Source organism: Sphaerotilus mobilis (assembly GCF_004216565.1).
Taxonomy (GTDB): domain Bacteria; phylum Pseudomonadota; class Gammaproteobacteria; order Burkholderiales; family Burkholderiaceae_C; genus Sphaerotilus; species Sphaerotilus mobilis.
This window is the reverse complement of the sequence record NZ_SGWV01000008.1, coordinates 666,517-686,059: the sequence shown is the minus strand read 5'-3', so window position 1 is coordinate 686,059 and position 19,543 is coordinate 666,517. Positions and strand designations below refer to the sequence as shown.

The following is a 19,543-nucleotide window of genomic DNA, read 5'->3' as shown; positions in this document are numbered from 1 at the left end:
GACGGCTTCAGGGTCGCGGCAACAGGCGCACCACAGCCTGACCATCGTCAGGCAGGGAGATCCCTTCCGGGCCCAGCACAGCACGGGCAGCCGGGACCGATGCGGCGGGCACGCGCAGCACGATCAGCGTCGCCGGGCCGTCTTGCATGACCTGCGCAGCGGCGCCGGTGGCGGCCAGCGCCTGCAGCAGTCGCACGGCTTCAGCCTTCGGATCGGCGACGCGCAGAACCGTCTCGGCCGATGGCGCCGGCAGCCGCTCTCGGCGCAGCGTGATCGCGTCTTTCTCGGTCGCCTTTCCTTTCTCGGTGGGCAAGACCTGAACCGGCGCGTCCTTGATCACCGGCGCTTGCTTGACCACCGGTGCATCGGGCTCCGCAGGTTCTGAATCGGGCTGCAGCAGGAATGGTCCAACCGTCACGGCCATGGCCACGGCCGCCACGGCAGCCCAGCGCCCGCCGTGTCCCTGGCCCGGCGGCAGCAGCAGGTCACGCAGACGCTGCCAGAGGCTGACCGGTGCGTTCGCTGGGCCGGTGGCCGTTGCCGCGACCTTGGCTTCGGCACTTGCCAGCCGAGCGGCAACCAGGTTGGCCACGCGGCGTTTCGCGGCCTCGTCAGGCTGGGGCTGGTGGGATGCCTGCAGGTGGAAGTAGTCGCGCAGTTGCGCCGCCTGACGGGTGTCGCTGTCGTCGGCCTCGCGTTGACCGGACAGCACCTCGAGCCAGCGGTCATCGTCTCGTCCTGGCGGGCCAGCTTTCGGATCGGAAGGGGGATGGGGGAAGTTCATCGTGTCACTCCTTGCACGGGGCGAACATCTCGCGTGCGATCAGCACCGCGCGGTAGATGCGGTCGCGTGCGGCGGCCTTGTGCTTGTCGGTCACGGCATCCGCAGGCGCGCCGAAGTGCACGGCCACCTCCTCGGCGCTCCAGCCTTCGCAGGCCATGCGCAGGACCTCGGCATGGCGCGGTTCGGTGCGCTGCATCTCGGCGGCGGCCAGGTGCACGCATCGGCGCACCCAGGCCGGCATCTCGCTGTGGCCGTGACCCGTGTCGAGCAGTTCCAGCAGATCGTCCTCGTCGAGCGCCTGCTCGGCCTTGCCGCCGCCCCGCTTGGCAGCGTTCTTCTCGCGGGCATGGTCGATCAGCTTGTTGCGGGCGATGGTCATCAGCCAGACGTCGGCCGGGCAGTCGCGCGGCTGCGGCTTGAGCACGAAATCCGTGATGCTCTCGGCGGCCAGGTCTTCGGCGGTGGCCTCGGCCACCCGGCCGTGGTAGGCCAGGTAGGCGATCAGCCGGCGCAACCAGGTATCGAGCAGCAGGGCGGCGGCACGGTTGCGACCGGCAGCGCCCTGCTGGGCCCATTCGGCGGCCTGCTGGGCATCGGCCTGCCCGGGGCGTGATTTGGAGGGGTTTTCAGCCACGGCGAACGCTCGTCGTCGAAGGACCGTCGATCGATGCGCCGCTGCAGGCAGCGGCGCGGCGAAGACCGGCCCGAGGGGCCAGTCGTGGGAAAGGGTGTTGCATGACATGCACCAGGGGACGAAACCCAGAGCGGCGCGTCAGATGACTTGCGCTCCCGCCGTCCGCACCGGCCCGGCAGGGCTCGCCAGCAACGCCAACGCCGCGCGTGTCCGGGACACGTGCGGCGGAGCCGTTGCATCGGCATCGGCGGCGTTCAGGCGGTGGCTTGGGCATCAGTCGGCGCGGCGGATTTCCACCCGCCGGTTGCGCGCCGAGGCGCCGCCACCCGGGTCCAGGGGCTTGTCGCGACCGAAGCCGTACGGCCAGATCGCGCCTTCTGGAACGCCCTCGCGCAACAGCTGCCGATGGACCGCCAGTGCGCGGGCGCAGGACAGCCTCAGGTTGAGGTCCGTCGAGCCGGTGGCATCGGTGTGTCCCGCCACCGCGAATCGCGCACCGCCGGTCGCGGTGCTGGCCAGCACCTTGGCCAGACGGGTCAGCAGCGGGCGGCTGGCAGGCTTGATCTTGTCCGAGCCCGTGTCGAACTCGATCGCGAGGTTCACGCTTGCGCCCTCGTCGGCGGCGTAGGGTACGACCACCAGATTGCGTGAGGCACTGCCGGTTGCCGCGCCGGCCCCTGACACCGTCGTCGGCAGACAGGACCCATCGGTGCTGGAGGGCCGCGGCGCGAGGCTGAAGCTGCGGGCGACGGGCGGCGGGTCGAGCAAGTGCAGCAGTTCGTCCTCGCTCGGGTCGGTGAGCACGCCGGTGGCAGCGTGCACCGTGCCAAGGCAACCCGCCAACAGTGCCAGCGTGATCCTCACCGTCAGTGCCATCCGCCCCATCAGCGCCTTCAGCAGCTTGACCAGCCCGTGGCGCAGCTGCGCGCTGGTTCTCGCTCGCCTCACGGCGCCACCTCGCGCAGGGCTGCCAGACCGGCGCCATAGGCTCCGGCGATCTCGAGCTTGCCGGATTGGACCTGGGCTTGCAGGGCCAGCAGGTCGAGCGGCTGGTCGGTCACCACAGCCAGCATGTAGCCCAACCCGGCCGGTCCGCGTGCGGTCATGCGCCAGGTTTCGCGCGGCAGGACCAGCGTCGTGTCCGGGGCCAGGTGATTGGCACCGTCCACGGCGTTCGGGAAGACCATCGACAGCGTCTTGCCATCGGTGCCCAGCTGGAACAGGTAGGCATGGCCACCGCGCGTCGCCCGCAGCTGCACACCCAGCGTGTCGCCCGTGCGGACCTGGTTCGTCGACAACTGGAGGGACACCGGGCGGTTGCTGGCCGCACCACGCAGCACGGTGTCGAGCTGTTGCACGGAGGCAGTGGCGACGTTGGCGGCAGGCGCGGCGCTTGACGTTGCCGCACAACCGGTCAGCAAGCTGCACAGGCCGGCCAGCGTGAGCAGGCCCACGGTGAAGAGGGGACGCAAGGCGGGGAAGTTCATCGTTGTTCCTTGGCGGTTGGGGTCGCGGTGCATGGACGGCTCATCGGGGCGTGGGCACCAGCCGCCCACCGGTCTCCGGCGCGGCTGGCTGGGCAGGCGGCAAGGCGATGCGGCGCACCTCGACCCGGCGGTTGATGGCGGCATTGGGTAGCTGCGCATCGATCGGGCGGGCATAGCCGTAGCCCAGCGTCTGCAGCCGCTGGGCATCGATGCGATGGGCTTCGACCAGGTAGGCCTTGACGGATTCGGCCCGCGCCAGGCTGAGTTGCACGTTGTAGTCGGCGGCGCCGACCCGGTCCGTGTGGCCCGCCAGCAGGAAGCCCCACCGTGCGAGGGCACGGTCGCCCAATGCCATGGCCAGTTCGTCGAGTTGGCGCTTGCCTTGGGGCAGCAGTTCGGCCGAGTCGAAGGTGAAGCGCACCTGCAGATGCACCGCAGGATCGCGCCGGCCCGCCGCGCGCGGCGTGGCGCCTGGACGAACGCCCGCACCCGCGGTGTCGAGCACGATGTCCTTGCCTCGCAGGGCTTCGAGGATCTGACCGGACTTGAGGATGGGTGTCTCGGTTTCGGTGGTGTCGGCTGCCTGTGCGGCGAAGACCGTGGCGAGGCCGAGCAGGGCGGCGCAGAAGCGGCGGCGCAGGCCTTGTGAGGGGGGGTATCGCATGGGTCGTGACCTGTCGATCGTGGGTGGGGGCGACGCCTCAGCGTGCCAGCATGAGTTGCTGCTCGATCACCGGATGGCTGCCGGAGGGCACCAGCTGCAGATAGGTGCTGCCGTTGCGTCCGTCTTGCCGATAGGCGGGCTGAGCACTTCGCGCGCTGCCGATGGCCTTCGGATGTCGCACGGAGAGCACCAGGCGCTGGTCGGCGGCACGGCCCATCACGAAGTACGCCTGAGCACCCAGCGGCAGGTCCACCGTCTCGCCGGCCTTCATCGACACCGACATCCCCTTCTTCGGGTAGACCTGACCGACGCGCTGGCCATACCAGGCGTCGCCCACGACCTGATCGACCTCGGCCACGGCATCAAAGGTTGCGGTGATCCGCAGCTTGAATCGCGCACCGGCCGGCATGCCGGCGGACAGCGGGCGCAGCTGGTGTTGTGTGCCCTTGCCGTCGAGCACCAGTTGGCGCAGTGCCAGGCCCTGGTAGTTGAAGCCGGCGCTCCAGGCGCTGTCCGTGCGGCCGGCGCCGGCGCCGATCAGCGGCAGCTCGGGCAGGCCGAGGATCACTGGCAGGGGCTGGTAGGTCTCGGCCTGCGGCGCACCCGCGAGGCTGAGCGGGATCGTCTGCACGCGGGTCAGCGGTGCATCGATCGCGCCGGTGACGCGGCCCGACACCCAGCGCTCCAGCGCGGGAAAGGCGGGCACATGCTCGACGGCCACCGACTTGTCGGCATCGTTGGCCACGGCCACGCCGCTGAGGACCACAGTGGCGCCGAGCACCAGACCTTGCAGGAAGGCCGTGGCACGGATGGGCGGGAAAAAGGAGGTACGGGATGGCATGGGGGGCTCCGGTGCTGGCGTTCAGCGTGCGGTGTGGACGATGCGGATCGTGGCCACCAGCCCGCGACCGCCGTGGTTCACCAGGTAGCTGGCGGTCTCGGTGTTCTGCACGTCGAGCTGGATGTCCTTGTTGGCGCTGCCCGGTCGGCCGTCCTTGAAGTTGTCCAGCCAGTTGCCCAGCCACGCGAACACGCCGCCCGATGTTTGCGGCTCCATCAGCACATGCAGTTGGTCGACACCAGAGCTGCCAGTCAGCGCCAGGCGGGGACTGATGGTGTCCTGACCCACCTTGACCACGCCTTCCCAGAGTGGCTTGCTGCCGGTCTCACCGCGCGGATTGGTGTTGTAGAGCGAGACCTTGGCGTCACGCGACGCCACCAGCTTCACGCGGAAACGGTCACCGGTCTGGAAGAGCTTGTCGGTGCCGCGCGGACTCAGCGTGCCATCGGGCGATTCGAGCAGCACGCTCACCACCATCGCGTCCTCGGCCGCCGCCACCACGCCGGCTGGCGCAAGGGCGGGTTGCAGCACGCGGTCGACGACCACGTCCTTGGCGGTGCCGGCGGCCACCGCAGCGCAACAGGCCAGCGCAAGGACGGTGGCTGACAGGGTGCGCGACGCGCGTCGGGAGTTGGGCAAAGAAGGCTTGGGCATCAGTGGCTCCAGAAGACGGGCCCGGGGCGGGCGGGTAGGGACATGAGCATCGGTTCCTCAAGGGACGGGCTCGGGCCGCAAACGTCGGATCGGGTGGACCGGCGGGACCGCTTCACACCTGCGCCACGCAAACCCGGTCGCAGGCGTCGACGACGTGCCACGGGTGGGCAGGGCCGCGCAGCACGCTGGACCTAGGGGGATCACCGCGCGGACGACGCCGTGGTCGTTCGCCGCGTGCGAACGAGGCGGGAAGCAAGGCTCGCCAACGTCGTCACGACGTCACGCCACCATCGTCCTGTGGGCATGCGGATCTCCCTGTGAAGTCTGATCTGGGTCAGATCCCAAGCATGCTAGCCGCAAGCCCCTGCGAGGCTGTGTCAACGCATCTGCATGGTGTTGCATGAGGTTGTGACAATTTGCACAGCCACGGCCAGGGTCAGGTCGACCTGGCGACCCGGCGACCCCTCGACGCGTTCAGGGCATCGGGCTCGGGCTGGACGTGCGAGCGGTGTGCTTCGCGAGCCCAGGGCGGACCTCAATCAGCAGGGCGGGCAGCCGCTCTCCCGTGATCGGATGCAGCACGCCGGACGGATCGTTGACCACCACCATGACCGGTGCATCCATCAGCAGAAGCTCCTCCGGCAGGGGCTCGAACCCCGGGTGCAAACGGTAGAGGGGCACACGGCCTGACTCCGAACGGGGTGACTTCAGGACGATGCGACCCTGCGCGTTGCGCAGCACTTGCAGCGGTTGCTTCTGGCTGGCAACGGCCAGCAGCGCCGGCTTGTGCAGGGCCGGCATCGTGGCGCTGAGCAGTTCCCGGTCGATGCGCATCGGCAAGATGCGCGACGGCAGAGGCACCGGATGCTCGAAGCGGCCGTCGAGCGTGCCGACCCAGGTGAGCTGCACGTCGGGAGTGGCGTCGCCACGCCCGGCAGGCAAGGCCGTGCTCAGGTCCAGCGCCGGGCGTTTGCTGGGCTCGGACCGGGGCACCGACGTGGCAGTCAAGCCTGTCGCCAGGGGCTCACGAGACGGCTTCAGCGTCACGATCAGATCGGCGGCGTCCACAAGAAAGGTGCCGCCATGGTTCGCGATGGCGCGGCTGTCCAGTTCGACGGTGAGCGGGTCCGGGACGTGGCAGCCATCCTGGACGAGCCAGCGGGACATCGCTTGCGACGTGGCCAGGCTCTCGCCAGTGAAGTAGGGGCGCAAGGCCTGCGCCAGGGCCGCGTCCCGGACCTTCGCCACCAGATGTCGGACCACCGGACGACTGTTGGGCAGGCTCGATTCCGGCGTCAGGTCGAGCGCGGCGCGTTGGACCGCTGCACGCAGCAGCCGGACGGCCTCGCCGGAAGATGCTGGCGCTGGCGCTGTCGCGTCAGCGTCCGTTGCCAGGTTCAGTCGCTCGCGGCTCGGTCGACGTGACCAGAGCGTGCGCCACCAAGCTGCTGCGTTGGTTGGCGCTCCTTCCGGGCGGTGGTGCGACGTCATCGGCGCGAACGTGCCGTCTTCTTCCAGCCAGTGCAGCCGCAGCAGGTGGTCGCCAGTGGCCTGGTCCAGCGGCAGACGGTGCGGACGGATCGCCAGTTCGACATCGCGCCAGCCGTGCTCGCGAACCATCTCGACGATGGCCCTCTGGACCGCTGGCGGATCGATGCGCGTGTCCGACCGATCCGCGTAGTGCAACTCGATCCGCCGGGGCGTGTGTTGGGCCAACTGGTGGCTGATGTCCCGGATCAAGGTCCGGGTGCTGGTTCGACGACCATCGAAGGTCACGTCAAGCGAGGGCATGTGGTCTCTCCGCAGTGGCGGCCATCTCTGACCAGGTAGGGCCCGGCGCACCGGCCGGTGACAGGGAGGACGCATGGACAGTGCAACCATCAGGACGGTGACGCCAGCGGCGCTTGCAGAGAACGAACCAGGCCGAGTGCGGCCTCGGCCGCCGCCGAGCTCTTGAGTTCGAGGGTGTCCGATCCGGCCTCGCGGGCGCGCAGGGACATCGCGGACACCACATAGCGTCGACCATCTGACCCGGTGAACACGGCAGCAAACAACTTGGCCGGCCATTGCTGACCCGCCTTGACGTGGGGACTGTCCTCGGCCTGCAGGAAGTCCGCGCTGCCGGTCTTGCCCGACAGCGTGGCCACGCCTTGGGGGTCGCAATGCCCAAACACGCGCCGACAACTGCCTTGGGCGGTCCCTTGCCAATGGCTGGCCGTGACGCCAGAAGTGGCTGCCAGTACACGTCGGGCGGCGTCAGCGCTGAAGGCCCTCAGGTCGGTCTGGTGCACGGTTTCGGTCGCAGCGCCCAGACCGGCGATCAGGTGCGCTTTGGGTGCGTCATCGTGTCCCCGAGCGCGCAGGTCCACAGCCCGCCAGACTTCCATCAGCCCCCAGGCCGAGACGCTGGCGTCCGCTGCGCCCAGCGCCGTGTCGGCCAGCCGCCGCGCGTCCAGGTAGGCGCGCACCTGGCTGGCCGGATGAAGGCGGTCGAGGTCCTTGCCCTGCGCCTTCTCTTGCCGCATGGCTTCGACCTGTTCGAAGTCGAGGGTGCTGGGTCGCAGGCCCGCGAGCCCATCGGCGTTCGTGATCCACCATCCGTCAGACCGGCCGCCTGCGATCAGTTCGGCGCGCGGTGGCAGCAGCCGCTCGATCAGCGGCAGATAACGTTTGGCGCTGGACAGCGCCAGTGACTGAACCGGTGCGCGAAGGCGGCTTTCGGCCAGGATGTGCTTCCAGCGTTCGTCATCGGTGCGTGGCACCTGACCGGACTCGATGCCCGAGAGCAAGGCCAGCGGCTTGATCGCGCTGCCTGGTGGCACCGCCCAGGTGGCGGGGTGATGACCCAGCACCCAGGCGTTGCGGCGATCCGGTCGCTGGGCGCAATCTTCTGCGCTGCGCAACGCCAGATCGTCCGTGGCCATGCGCTGCAGGTTGGCGCGCGTGCAGGTCGATACCGCACCGGCCATGGCGAGCACACGGCCACTGTCGACCTCTGCCAGCAGCAGGCCCATCGCCCCTGCGCGCAGCCGCTGATCGGATCGCGGCGCGGTCGGTGCGGCGGGCCGTCCGCGTTCGTCGACTGGGCAGGTGGACAAGTGCCCGGTGAGGCAGCGCACCCAGCGCTCGGCTTGCGACTGGAGCACGGCATCCAGCGTGACCATGACCGCACGACCCTGACGGACCGGATGGTGGTTCACCACAGAACTTCCGGCCGGTTCTTGCAGCAGTCGCTCGATGCCTGGACGGGCCGAAGCCAGCAGCCAGGGGTCGAGGGACTTGGCATAGGACAGTTCGCCGAGGGCATGCCGTGCCTCCTCGTCACAGTCCAGCACCGGGAGCCCTCGACCCACAGCAACGGCGGCCGAAGGGAACCGGTCGGGCGGTGACTCCAGCAGACAACCTGGGCGAGCCCACCAGACATCGCGCGTGCCGACCTGGCGCGCCAGGACCACCAGCATCGCGCCTGAGGTCGCGGCGCTGTGGCGGTCGCGTTCCAGCGCCAGGCCAAGGCGCCGCGCGCTGCTGCGGCAATCGGGCGTCTGTTCGGTCGCGAGTTCCCGCCACAGGGTCCCGGCGTCGATGTGTCGTGCATGGCCGGCTTGTTCGAGCAGTCGGTTCCAGTCGGCCACAACCCGGTACAAGGGCGGGCAGGCTGCGACATCCGACGTTGCCACATCGGTACCGACGCGGGTCAGGCTCGTTGCCAGTGCCTGGCGCAGGCGAACGTCGAATTGCGGCAGGTGGCGCGTGGGCCTGTCGGTGCGGTCGCCTTCGCGCGCCCAGTGCTGGATGCACCACAGCAGGCCTGCGCCGATCAGCAGGCCCAACAGATAGGACAGCGCCGCCATGCGACGCCGCACATGGCCCACCGAAGCCGGTCCAGTCCCCTGACGCCAGACACCTTTGGCGCGTGTGCCGGCCTGTGTGTGGCGGTCCGGCGTGCCCAGCGCCAGGAAAAGGTAGAAAGCGGCCGCCGCATTGGCCACCGGGCCGTAGCCCAACAAGGCAACCGGCAAGCCCGTCAGCGGAAGGAGTCCCGCGACGCCCGACGTGGACAAGACGATCTTCGTCGCCACAGCGGCACAACCCAGTCCACCCCAGGCCGCCAGGGCCCGGTGTGCGGTCCGCCGTCCAGGCGCCAGCGCGACCCGCAGCCCCCGGACGGCGGCGGCGCAGAACAGCAGCAGAGCCAGGCCGATCAGTCCGAGTCCGATGCTCGGGCCCCACAGCGCGATCCACAGGGCCGGCACATAGTCGCTGGGCCCCTGCAAGGGCAGGCCGGCCTCGTTCGCCCCGGGCTGCAGACCTTGCCAGGGTACGTAGCCTGCACCCCAACCGGCAGGACCTGCGCTCGCCATCAGCCATTGCACGCGGGCCAGGTCGGACGTCGCCGCACCGAAGGGGTCCTGCATGGCTTCGAACCGTTCCTGCACATGGGCTGGCAGCAGGTGCGTGCCGGTGTGCAGGAGGTCGACAGGGGATGCGTCCTGGGCCGTCCAGAGCAGTGCCGCAAGCAGACTCGCGGTGATGAGACCGGCTGTCGCGCTGGCCAGCCATGGCCGGAACATCCATGCCCAGAGCCCCAGCAGCACGACGGCAATCGCGGCGTGACCGTGGTCGTTGCGCAGCATGGCCGTCAGCATCGCGCCACCTGCCAAGGCAGCGACCAGCAACGTGTGCCGCCAGGATGGAGGGATGCCCGCATTGGCCTGCGCGGCGGTCGACGCGACAGCCAGCGCCAGGCCGAGACAGGCCAGCCCGATCAGCAGTTCGCTCAGGGCTGCGGCGCGGTTGAAGGTCAGCATGAGCACGCACAACAACACGGCTGGAAGCACGCCCAGCGCCAGCGCTGGCACCGGTCGTTCCAGCACGGCGAGGCGCTTGCGCATCGGGTCGGACGTCCGCGCCAAGCCCGATGGTTGGCGGTGCATCAAGCAGAGCAGCGGGCCGGGCAGCACCAAGGGCCACCACAACGAGACGCCACCTGGCAATGCCAGCACCAGGTCCACGCCGGCGGCATCCAGGAACTGGCGGGCGGCCAGATGGCGCAGGGCGGGCGAGCCGGTCAGCGACAGATCCGTCAGCAGCAAGGCGCCCAGTGCCGGCAGCAAGGTGGCTGCGCCCCAACAGAGGACGGCGCCCGCACGTGGCTGGCGCCACGCCACGACCGCCAGCAGCAGCAGGCTTCCCAGAGCCATGGCAAGTGGCAGTTCCCTGAGGCCGGACAGGGGATCGCCCTCGTGCCAACGCTGGGCGTGGGCCTGGGCCCGTCGCTGCCGTTCCAACAGGTCAGCCAGGCTGGACCGGTCGCTCACCAGGTGAGCCCGAGGCTGTGGTTCGCCATGGTCCACCAGCAGTGTCCAGCCGCTGGCCCGCAGGGCCCGGGCCCGCCAGCGCACCCCTGCCAGCGCGGGCGGGCCGCTGTCGTCGACGGTGGTGTCACCCGCCGCCAGGGCCGCCCAGGCCTCGCGGTCCAGGCGCGCTTGATCCAGGCGCTGAGCGAGACCTGCCGACAGCCTGCTTGGCGTGAGTTCCGGTCCCATCGGTGTCCGAGTGCTCACCGGCGTACCGGCATCTGGCAGGAACCGGCGCCAGCCTTGCTCGGGCGGTTCAATGAGGGAGCGCAAGCGGTCGCGCAGCCGAACCTGTCGGTCCGGACCCCGTCGACGTTCGGTGTCCTGCCACGCTTGTGCGGCCAGGATCTGCTCGTCCAGCAGCGTCAGGGCGGCTGGTGCCAGCACGCGCCAGTGCACCTGAGAGTCCAACCGGGTGGGTTCATTCAGGCAAGCGGCCAGTTCCTTGCGCTTGGACGCCGGCAGCAGGCGTGCGATCCAGGACAAGTCCTCACCGCATGCCGATTCGAGCAGGGCCAGCCCTGGCCGTTCGGGAATCACCAGCCCGAGGCCGTCCCCTGCGTATCGGTCAGCTGCCGTGACGGGCAGACGCTGCCAGAGGCGCTCGTGCTGACCCAGCAGGCTCAGCCAGGCGAAGGTCAACGTCAGCAAGGCCATGCCCAGCCGCATCCCCGGCCGGGAAAAGCACTGGGCCAGGGCCGAAAGCGTCACAGGCCGAGGCAGGTGCCAGGTTAATCGCAAGTGCATGGACGGTGCCGGTTCGTGGTGTTGTCCTTCTTGGACGTGCTCGCAAGGAGGACGTCGGATCCGCCGCTGCGCCTGTGGCGATCCGACGGTCCGCCGGGCGCTGCGTCCCTTGGCGGCGTCACCCGGTCAATGGACGTCCCCATGTCACCTGAAAGCACCGCAGAACCATGGCCACAGACGGTCGATGAGCCGCGCTGGTTCGATGCCAGTCGGCGTCTGGTCGGCGGGCGCCCGGACAGCCGCTACGGCTGGCTGGACACCGCACACGGTCCCTGCATCGTCAAGGCGCTCGACACGGGCCTGACCGCCTATGCGGCCACCTTGCTGTCCCATGAGCGGCGCATGCTGGCCCGGCTGGCTGCCCTCGGTGCGCCCGTTCCGTCAGAACGCGCCATGGGTCGCCCTGATTGGCTGGTCACCGACTTTGCCGGTTTGACGCTGGAGCGCCTCGCTCAGCCGGCGCCGGGCGAGCGCGACCCGCTGTTGTCGACCCAGGAGCGATTGGCCGTTTGGGTGCACCTGTTGCGACAGCTGGCACCGCTCGCGGCGGCCGGCGTGCTGGTGATCGACCTGCATGCAGGCAACGTCGTGGTGCCCCTGACCGAGGTCATCCGGGGCCAGGCGCGTTTGCACACCCCCAGGCTGATCGACCATGCGCACACGGTCGAAGCCGGGTTCGACCTGAGGCGGCCCGTCTGGATCGATCCCCACCAGGCCCGTGTCGCCCCTGAACTGCGCGCGGTGCTGCTGCGCGACCAGGCGCACCTGAAACGCGTCTTCGAGCAGGCAGGTGCCGAGCTGCCCGGCCGTACCCGGCTGCCAGGACCTCGCGACGACCACGATCGCTATTGCTGGGCCAGCTATGACGAAGCCCAGCACCTGCAGGCCCTGCTCGATGGCGGTTCGCTCGACGCCGCAGCCGCGATGCAGCATGCGGTCGGTGTGGCCCTCCTGACGCTGATCGACGCGTCCGACACGCTTGGGACATGCCAGGCCAAGGTCGACGCGGTCGTACGCCGCATGTGTGCCACCGCGCCCGCCGATCGCTGGCCAGGTCTGTTGGCGGCCGCCGATGCACTCGCCTCGGCAATGTCGCAAAGGGGCGATCCATTGCCGCTGGTCGGACAGGCCCGTCTGCCTGCGATCGGACCTGAGTGGCTGGTCGCCGCGCCGGCGTTCGACGTGCACACAGCAGCAGTTGACAAACCCGGATCGGATGCCCAAGCGCCCCCGCAGTCCGGCGGCATGCTGGCCACGGCGGCGATGCCCGGCACCCTGCTGATCGAGGCTCGCCTGCCTCGGCAGGTCGTCGACCCACCGGCCGCGCAGGTCCCGGGTGCCTCTGGGCAGGGCAAGGTGCTGCGTGAGCGGAGCACCCCCCAACGCTGGGGACTGGCGCTGGCGCTGGCCATCGGTGCCTTGGTGGGCTATGTGCTTGTCTGACGCGGCAGGTCCGCTGCAGGCGTGCAGCACTTCGCGCAAAGCACGCGGCCGGGTGGCGGTCTGCCGATGGCGGCGAAGGGTCAGGCCGATACAGTTCTGGCATCCCAACCGTCGACGCCTTCCAACACCGCCATGTCCTCGATCCTTGCGTCGCACCGGCTCCTGGTTGGCCTTGGCCTGCTTCTTTTGCTGCAGGCGCTGCCTGCGCAGGCAGCACGGCTCGCTTTGGTCATCGGCAATGCGGCATATGCCGACAGCCCGCTTCGCAATCCCGTCAACGACGCCCGTGCCGTGGAAGCCAAATTGCAGCAGCTCGGCTTCACCGTGCACAAGGTCGAGAACCTGAAACGGGCGCAGATCGGTCGCACCGTCAGCGGGTTTGCCAGCCGGATCCGGCCTGGCGATGACGTGGTGGTCTTCTATGCAGGCCACGGCCTGCAGGTGCGCGGGGTGAACTATCTGCCTGCGGTCGATGCCGAGATCCAGAACGAGGACGATGTCCCTCTCAACAGCTTGAACGTCGGGTCCTTGCTCGAACGACTCGACGAGGCCAAGGCCGGCGTGAAGCTGCTGATCCTTGACGCTTGCCGCAACAACCCCTATGCCCGAGGGTTTCGCAGCGCCAGCCGGGGTCTGGCGCGAGTGGCTGACGCACCGGGCGGCACGTTGATGCACTTCGCCACGCGTCCGGGCAGCGTGGCTGCTGACGGCTCCGGTGCCAACGGCCTGTACACCACCGAACTGCTCAAGGCGATCGACCTGCCCGGTGTTCCCGTCGAGCTGATGCTCAAGCGCGTCGCGGCCGCCGTGGAGCGTGTCAGCCAGGGGCAGCAGGAGCCGTGGGGGGAGGGCAGCCTGAAGGGCGATTTCTACTTCCGACCGCCTTCTTCCGCGACCGCGCCAGCGCTCGTGCCGCCGACCGCGTCGACCGGCATCAGCCTCGAAGACCTGCAGCGCGAGGAGGCCAGCCGACAAGCCTGGAACGGCTGGCAGCAGCGCATGAAGGCGGACTTCGACAAGACCACTGGCTTTTCCGGGAGCAGCGACCTCCAGGCCATGGCCTGGGACCGCTTTCTCGGACTTTGGACCGAAGACAACCCGATCAGCCGCGAGGATGACGACTTGCGCCAGCAGGCCCGCCAGCGGCTCGACGCTGCGCGCCGACTGGCGGCACCCAGCGGTCCATCGAGCCAGGTCGCGATGATCACGCCCCCCGTTGGGTCCTTGTCGACGGGCAAGACACTGGTGCGCATCGGACATGTCGGCCCCACGTCCGGCGCCATTGCTCACCTCGGGCTCGACAACGAGAACGGCGCACGTCTGGCGATCGAGGAGGCCAATGCTGCTGGCGTGCGCATCGGCGGACGTGAGCTTCGGTTCGAACTGGTCACGGACGACGATGGCGCGGATCCGAAATCAGGTGTCGAGGCCGCCCGCCGGGTGGTTGCCCAGGGGGTGGTGGGCGTGGTGGGTCATCTCAACTCTGGCACCAGCATTCCTGCCTCTGCGGTCTATCAGCAAGCCGGCATTGCGCAGATCTCGCCGTCGGCGACCAATCCGAAGCTGACCCGCCAGGGTTTCCGGACCACCTTCCGCCTCATCACTGACGATCAGCACGCCAGCGAGGCCTTTGGCCGATATGCCGTCCAGCAACTGGGGGCGCGCAAGATTGCATTGATCGACGACCGCACGGCCTATGGCGTCGGCGTCGTCGACGCCTTCGAGCGTGCCGTGAAGGCTGCTGGTGCCGAGGTGGTCGGGCGTGAGTTCACCAACGATCCGGCCACCGATCACACCGCGATCCTGACCAGTCTCAAGGCCCGGCGGCCCGATGTCGTCTTCTTCGGTGGCATGGACAGCGTGGCGGGTCCGCTGCTGCGGCAGATGCGGCAGATGGGCATCGACGCCCGTCTGCTGGGTGGTGACGGCATCTGCAGCGGCGAACTGGTCAAGCTGGCCGGCGGAGCCGATCCCGTTGACGGGCGCGTCCTGTGTTACGAGTCCGGCGGTGTCGATGGCGAGTTCACCGCCCCGATGGTTGACTTCAAGCGTCGCTACAAGGCCCGCTTCGGCATGGACGTGCAGATCTACGCGCCCTACACCTACGACGCCGTCCGCGTGCTGATCGACGCCATGCGTCGGGCTGATTCCATCGAGCCTGCGCGCGTGTTGCAGGCGCTGGCCCGGACCACCGGCTACAAGGGCGTGACCGGTCCGATCGCCTTCGACGACAAGGGCGACCTCGTTCGTGCCTCGTTGACCCTCTACGGATTCCGCCGGGGTGGCGAGCGCCAGGCCCAGGCGGTTCTGCATTGACATCTCTGCACCGACATCTCTGCACTGACAGCTCTGCACGGACCCTTCACGTCATCCCACGCCCTTGTCCGCTGCCCCCAGGGTGCCGTCCTGCAGGCGTGCCATCGCCCGATCAGCCGCCGCGCAAGCGGGCTTCCAGTTCCTTGGCGGCCGTGATGTCGATCAGTGTGATGACGACGCCTTGGATCAGGTTGGCGAGGGTGCGGTAGGGCTTGATGCGCACCTGGTACCACTGGCCGCTCTGGGTGCTGACCTGCTTCTCGATGAAGTGGAGGCTGCGCAGGGTCTCGCGGGCGTCGTCTTCGAGTTCGGGGTAGACGAGCGTGGTGGCCAGGTCCGACAGAGGGCGACCGATGTCGCCCGGACGCAGGTGGATGAGGCGGGTGATCTGCTCGGTGTAGCGGCGCACGTTCAGTTCGCCGTCGAGGAAGAGCGTGGCAATGTCCGTGCTGTTGAGCAGGTTCTGCATGTCGCTCTGGGCCAGGGCCAGATCGTCGAGCTTGGACTGCAGCTCGGTGTTGAGCGTCTGCAGTTCCTCGTTCATCGATTGCGCCTCTTCCTTGGAGGTGGTCAGCTCCTCGTTGGCGGATTGCAGTTCCTCGTTGGTGGCCTGCAGTTCCTCGTTGGTGGCTTGCAGCTCTTCGGCCGAGGCCACCATCTCCTGGCGCAAGGCGTGCACCTCGTCTTGCAGGCGGGCCAATTCGGCGGCGCTGGCACCGTCGGCTAGCAGGCCAGCGCTGCGTCGCTTGCGTGTGACCGGCTGGTCCTGAAAGACCACCAAGGCCAGACCCTGGGGCACCGTGGCGGTCTTGACGCGCTGGATGCGCAGGACCACCGCTTGCGTGTCGTCCTCCTTCAGCCGCAGAGCCGGCGTGGTCACCGGCTGACCGTCCACAAAGACCTGGCGAAGCGCGGTGGCGAGTTGGGCGCGCAGACCTGGGCGCGCCATGACATGCAGGTTCCAGTTGGCCTTGCCAGACGCCGGCTCCAGATAGCGGCCGGTGCTGCCGCTGATGAAGAGGATGTCGCCCTGGGCGTTGACCAGCACGGCCGGCGGCGAAAACCCGTCGAGCAGCAGCTGGCTGACGAGGGCCTCCAAGGGAGCGTCGAGGGAGGGGTTGAGCAAGGTTTTCTCCGGGTAGGCTGGACCCGAGGGGGTCCGCTTGAGTGTCGGGAATTCGATGGCTGACCCCAACACCGACTGCGTGCTGCGCCAGAACAGCCTCGATCGGGCGCTCGCGGGCTCGAACAGGCGGCTGGCACTGCCCACGGTCTCGGAGCTGCCCAGCATGAGCGCGCCACCCGGGCGCAGGCTGTAGGCAAACAGCGGCAGCAAACGGCGCTGCAAGCGGGCGTCGAAGTAGATCAACAGGTTGCGGCAGCTGATCAGGTCCAGTCGGGTGAAAGGCGGGTCAAGGATCACGTCGTGCTGAGCGAACAACACCATCTCTCGGATCGCCTTGTCGATGACGACTTCGTGGCCTTCCGGCGCGAAGAAACGTTCGCGCCGCTCGGGCGACAGCTCTGCCACTGCGGCCGCTGGGTAACGTCCGCGGCGGGCCACGGCGATGGCCTCGGCGTTGACATCGCTGGCGAAGATCTGAAGTGCGCGGGCCTGACCAGCGGGCTGCGCGGCGACTGCTTCGCAGAAGGCCATGGCGAGGCTGTAGGCCTCTTCGCCGGTCGAGCAGCCCGCCACCCAGGCTCGCACCGGGCCTGGGTGAGCAGACTGGGTCAGAAGCACCGGCAGCACGGTGTCCAACAGCTCTTGCCAGACCGTCGGGTCGCGAAAGAAGCTGGTCACCCCGATCAGCATTTCCTGGAACAGCAGCGCCAGTTCCTGCGGGTTGTGGCGAACGAAGGTGGCGTACGCAGGCAGGTCGGCCAGGTCATGCACGGCCAGGCGTCTGGCCACGCGGCGGTTCAAGGTGCTGAGCTTGTACTGGCTCAGATCGCGCCCGCAGTGTTGGCGCAGCAGGTCCAACACCTCGTCGAGCGCCGCCACATCGCGCACGCTCGGTTCGCCGCTGGCGGGGACTTCGCGCAGATCCCACAGCCGCTGGCCCATCGCCTCGGGCGGGCAGACGATGTCCGCCGCACCGGCCGCGATGGCGCTGCGCGGCATGGCATCGAAGGCGGCCGTCTCGGGTTGCTGCACCAGCGTCAGACCGCCCTGCAACTTGATGGCCTGCAAGCCCAAGGTGCCGTCGTTGCCCATGCCGGACAGGACGATGCCTGCTGCGCACACGCCAGAATCTCTGGCCAGCGAGGACAACATGATGTCGATGCTCAGGCCCAGGCCACGCGGCTGGCTGGGCGCAGACAACTGGAGCTTGCCCTGTGCAAAGGTCAGCTCCCGGTTGGGCGGCGCCACGTAGACCACATCGGGCTGCACGGGCATGTCCTGCGTGGCTTCGCGCACCGGCATCTGCGTGGCGCCCTGAAGCAGCTCCACCAGCATCGCCTTGCGCGTGGGGTCCAGGTGCTGGACGATCACAAACGACAGGCCCGATTGCGGGGGGACGCCTTGCAACAAGGCCTTGAGCGCCGCCAGACCGCCTGCAGAGGCCCCCACGCCCACCACCCGGTGAGTCCGTTGACGTGGGGCAAAAGTTGGGTGCATGGGCGCTTTTGTCGGGCAGGACGGGGGCGCCAGCGTAGCGTGCTTCTGGCAGACTCAAACCGTTGAAACCATCGCAGACGCTCGTTGGTATGTGTAGCTGCCAGTTCAAGGTCAGGACATGAACCCGCTCAGGGCCGCCACGTTGCGCAGCCTGGCCGAGCACCGGATGGCTGCACGGCCCCCGCGCAAGCTGGCCAACGACGAGGCGATGGCCTTGCTGCACGAGCTTGATGTGCACCAGATCGAGCTGGAGCTTCAAAACGAAGCGCTCGTCGCCGCCGAGGGTGAGTTGCAGCTGGCGGCGGCCGTCTTCAAGCACACGGCCGACGGGCTCTTCTTCTGCGACAGCCGCGGCCTGATCGTTGACGTCAACCCCGCCTTTTCTCGCATCACCGGGCTGGCGCGCGAGGCCGTGCTGGGCAAGGCCCCCGGCAGTCTGTCGGCCCTGGGCATCCACAAGGGCGAGTTCGCCCAACACCTCGAACACGCGCGATGGCATGGCCACTGGCAAGGTGAGGTCCAGGGCATCAAGGCCGATGGCCAAGTGCACACGCTGAGGCTCTCGCTCGCGGTGGTGCACGACCTGACGGGCCAGATCCAGCATGGCGTCGGGGCCTTCTCGGACATCAGCCACCTGTCCGCCCATGCGGCCGAGCTGGACCGCATGGCCCACTTCGATGACCTGACGGGCTTGCCCAACCGCCGACGGTTTGTTGACCGGCTCAACCAGGCCATGGCACGTGCCCGTCGGCAAGGGCACCTGCTGGCCGTGTGCTACCTCGATCTGGACGGCTTCAAGGACATCAACGACCGGTTCGGCCATGCCATGGGCGATTTGGCCCTGTTGGGCGTCACCCGTCACCTCTGCACCGTGCTGCGTGCCGAAGACACCCTGGCGCGCATCGGCGGAGACGAGTTCGTGCTGCTGCTCGACCTCGCCGACCCGGACGACTGCGATGCCGCATTGGCCCGTGTGATGGCCAGCCTGGCGCGACCCATCAAACTCGGCAAACACTCGCTCAGCGTGGCCGCCAGCATGGGTGTGACCCTGTTCCCCGGCGACGACGCCGACGCCGACACCTTGATGCGCCACGCGGATCAGGCCATGTATTCGGCCAAGGAGCAGGGCAAGAATCGGGTGTTGCACTTTGATGTGCAACTGGCGCGCCGAGCGCAGATGCACCGTGAGCAGCAAGCGCGGCTGAGGCTGGCGCTGGTCCAGGGCGAGTTCCGCGTGCACTTTCAGCCCAAGATCGACCTTGGCGACGGCCGCGTGGTCGGGGTGGAGGCGCTGGTGCGTTGGCAGCATCCGGAACAGGGCTTGCTGCCGCCCCTTTCCTTTCTGGCCAATCTGCAACACACCGAGCTGGATCACCTGTTGGGCGAGTGGGTGCTGACGCAGACACTGGGCCAGATCGAGCGCTGGTGCTCGCAGGGACTTGATCTGGTGGCGAGCGTCAACATCAGCCCCGACCACCTCCTGCAGCCGGAATTTGCCGACAGGCTTGCGGCGCTGCTGGCGGCGCACCCGGGTGTGCGGCCCGCGTTGCTGGAGCTGGAGATCCTCGAATCGGCCACGGTGACCGACCTGAATCAGGCGGCCGCCACCGTCAGCCGCTGTCGCGAGCTGGGGGTCAAGGTGTCGCTCGACGACTTTGGCACGGGGCACTCCTCGCTGGCGCTCCTGCGCTACCTGCCGGTCGATGGGCTGAAGATCGACCAGACCTTTGTGCGCGACCTGAGCACCGACCGCAACGACCACGCCCTGGTCAACGCCGTGATCTCGCTGGGCGCGGCTTTTGGCTGTGAGGTCACCGCCGAAGGCGTCGAAACCCTGGACGACGCAGCCGAACTGCACTGCCTGGGCTGCCGCTATGCACAGGGTTTTGGCATCGCCCGGCCGATGCCGGTCGATCGCTTGGATGACTGGCTCGACGTCTGGCGCGCCCATCCGGCCTGGCAGGGTCAGCCTGGCTGAACCACCGGGCTGGGC

13 protein-coding genes are annotated in these 19,543 nt (G+C 68.6%); 3 read left to right on the top strand and 10 right to left on the bottom strand.

Annotation, left to right across the window (positions count from 1 at the left end):
• Window positions 1-7 precede the first annotated feature (7 nt).
• The 9 genes from EV685_RS08315 to EV685_RS20595 all read right to left on the bottom strand — a co-directional run bounded on the left by EV685_RS08315 (window position 8) and on the right by EV685_RS20595 (window position 11,078).
• Window positions 8-784 (bottom strand): hypothetical protein, encoded by a 777-nt coding sequence (locus tag EV685_RS08315; protein ID WP_130481518.1) that lies wholly within the window; start codon window positions 782-784, stop codon window positions 8-10.
• A gap of 4 nt (window positions 785-788) precedes the next feature.
• On the bottom strand, window positions 789-1,418 hold the full coding sequence (locus EV685_RS08310) for an ECF-type sigma factor (protein ID WP_165396749.1): 630 nt from the start codon (window positions 1,416-1,418) through the stop codon (window positions 789-791).
• Between the two features lie 273 nt (window positions 1,419-1,691).
• Window positions 1,692-2,294 carry an OmpA family protein gene (locus tag EV685_RS08305; RefSeq protein ID WP_165396748.1) on the bottom strand — a complete coding sequence of 201 codons (603 nt, stop codon included), beginning with the start codon at window positions 2,292-2,294 and terminating at the stop codon, window positions 1,692-1,694.
• A 68-nt stretch (window positions 2,295-2,362) separates the two neighbouring features.
• Entirely contained in the window at window positions 2,363-2,905 is a 543-nt protein-coding gene (locus EV685_RS08300) for a DUF4384 domain-containing protein (protein ID WP_165396747.1), read from the bottom strand.
• A 40-nt stretch (window positions 2,906-2,945) separates the two neighbouring features.
• Entirely contained in the window at window positions 2,946-3,569 is a 624-nt protein-coding gene (locus EV685_RS08295; RefSeq protein WP_130481514.1) for an OmpA family protein, read from the bottom strand.
• A 37-nt stretch (window positions 3,570-3,606) separates the two neighbouring features.
• Window positions 3,607-4,410 carry a hypothetical protein gene (locus EV685_RS08290; protein WP_130481513.1) on the bottom strand — a complete coding sequence of 268 codons (804 nt, stop codon included), beginning with the start codon at window positions 4,408-4,410 and terminating at the stop codon, window positions 3,607-3,609.
• 21 nt (window positions 4,411-4,431) lie between these two features.
• Window positions 4,432-5,064: a hypothetical protein gene (locus EV685_RS08285; RefSeq protein WP_130481512.1), complete on the bottom strand. Its 633-nt coding sequence runs from the start codon at window positions 5,062-5,064 to the stop codon at window positions 4,432-4,434.
• A gap of 474 nt (window positions 5,065-5,538) precedes the next feature.
• Window positions 5,539-6,840, bottom strand: coding sequence for a hypothetical protein (locus EV685_RS08280; RefSeq protein WP_207224784.1), 1,302 nt, complete (start codon window positions 6,838-6,840; stop codon window positions 5,539-5,541).
• A gap of 104 nt (window positions 6,841-6,944) precedes the next feature.
• The gene (locus EV685_RS20595; protein ID WP_165396746.1) at window positions 6,945-11,078 is read right to left on the bottom strand and encodes a hypothetical protein; all 4,134 of its coding nucleotides are present in this window, start codon (window positions 11,076-11,078) and stop codon (window positions 6,945-6,947) included.
• 231 nt (window positions 11,079-11,309) lie between these two features.
• Here EV685_RS20595 and EV685_RS08270 point away from each other — a divergent pair, with 231 nt between their 5' ends.
• Window positions 11,310-12,611 carry a BUD32 family EKC/KEOPS complex subunit gene (locus EV685_RS08270; RefSeq protein WP_130481510.1) on the top strand — a complete coding sequence of 434 codons (1,302 nt, stop codon included), beginning with the start codon at window positions 11,310-11,312 and terminating at the stop codon, window positions 12,609-12,611.
• 21 nt (window positions 12,612-12,632) lie between these two features.
• Complete coding sequence (locus EV685_RS08265; RefSeq protein WP_130481509.1) at window positions 12,633-14,927, top strand: ABC transporter substrate-binding protein; 2,295 nt, start codon at window positions 12,633-12,635, stop codon at window positions 14,925-14,927.
• A gap of 112 nt (window positions 14,928-15,039) precedes the next feature.
• On the opposite strand, the gene EV685_RS08260 is transcribed toward EV685_RS08265, so the two are convergent.
• Entirely contained in the window at window positions 15,040-17,502 is a 2,463-nt protein-coding gene (locus EV685_RS08260; protein WP_242615480.1) for a chemotaxis protein CheB, read from the bottom strand.
• Window positions 17,503-17,668: 166 nt separating this feature from the next.
• Between EV685_RS08260 and EV685_RS08255 the strand changes: the two genes are divergently transcribed.
• On the top strand, window positions 17,669-19,528 hold the full coding sequence (locus EV685_RS08255; protein WP_130481507.1) for a putative bifunctional diguanylate cyclase/phosphodiesterase: 1,860 nt from the start codon (window positions 17,669-17,671) through the stop codon (window positions 19,526-19,528).
• Window positions 19,529-19,543 lie beyond the last annotated feature (15 nt).

Bases quoted from the DNA above. Each gene is read 5' to 3' on its own strand.
- EV685_RS08255 (WP_130481507.1), top strand. From the start codon at position 17,669: ATGAACCCGCTCAGGGCCGCCACGTTGCGCAGCCTGGCCGAGCACCGG.
- EV685_RS08300 (WP_165396747.1), bottom strand. From the start codon at position 2,905: ATGAACTTCCCCGCCTTGCGTCCCCTCTTCACCGTGGGCCTGCTCACG.
- EV685_RS20595 (WP_165396746.1), bottom strand. From the start codon at position 11,078: ATGGCCTTGCTGACGTTGACCTTCGCCTGGCTGAGCCTGCTGGGTCAG.
- EV685_RS08290 (WP_130481513.1), bottom strand. From the start codon at position 4,410: ATGCCATCCCGTACCTCCTTTTTCCCGCCCATCCGTGCCACGGCCTTC.
- EV685_RS08285 (WP_130481512.1), bottom strand. From the start codon at position 5,064: ATGCCCAAGCCTTCTTTGCCCAACTCCCGACGCGCGTCGCGCACCCTG.
- EV685_RS08305 (WP_165396748.1), bottom strand. From the start codon at position 2,294: ATGGCACTGACGGTGAGGATCACGCTGGCACTGTTGGCGGGTTGCCTT.
- EV685_RS08315 (WP_130481518.1), bottom strand. From the start codon at position 784: ATGAACTTCCCCCATCCCCCTTCCGATCCGAAAGCTGGCCCGCCAGGA.
- EV685_RS08295 (WP_130481514.1), bottom strand. From the start codon at position 3,569: ATGCGATACCCCCCCTCACAAGGCCTGCGCCGCCGCTTCTGCGCCGCC.
- EV685_RS08270 (WP_130481510.1), top strand. From the start codon at position 11,310: ATGTCACCTGAAAGCACCGCAGAACCATGGCCACAGACGGTCGATGAG.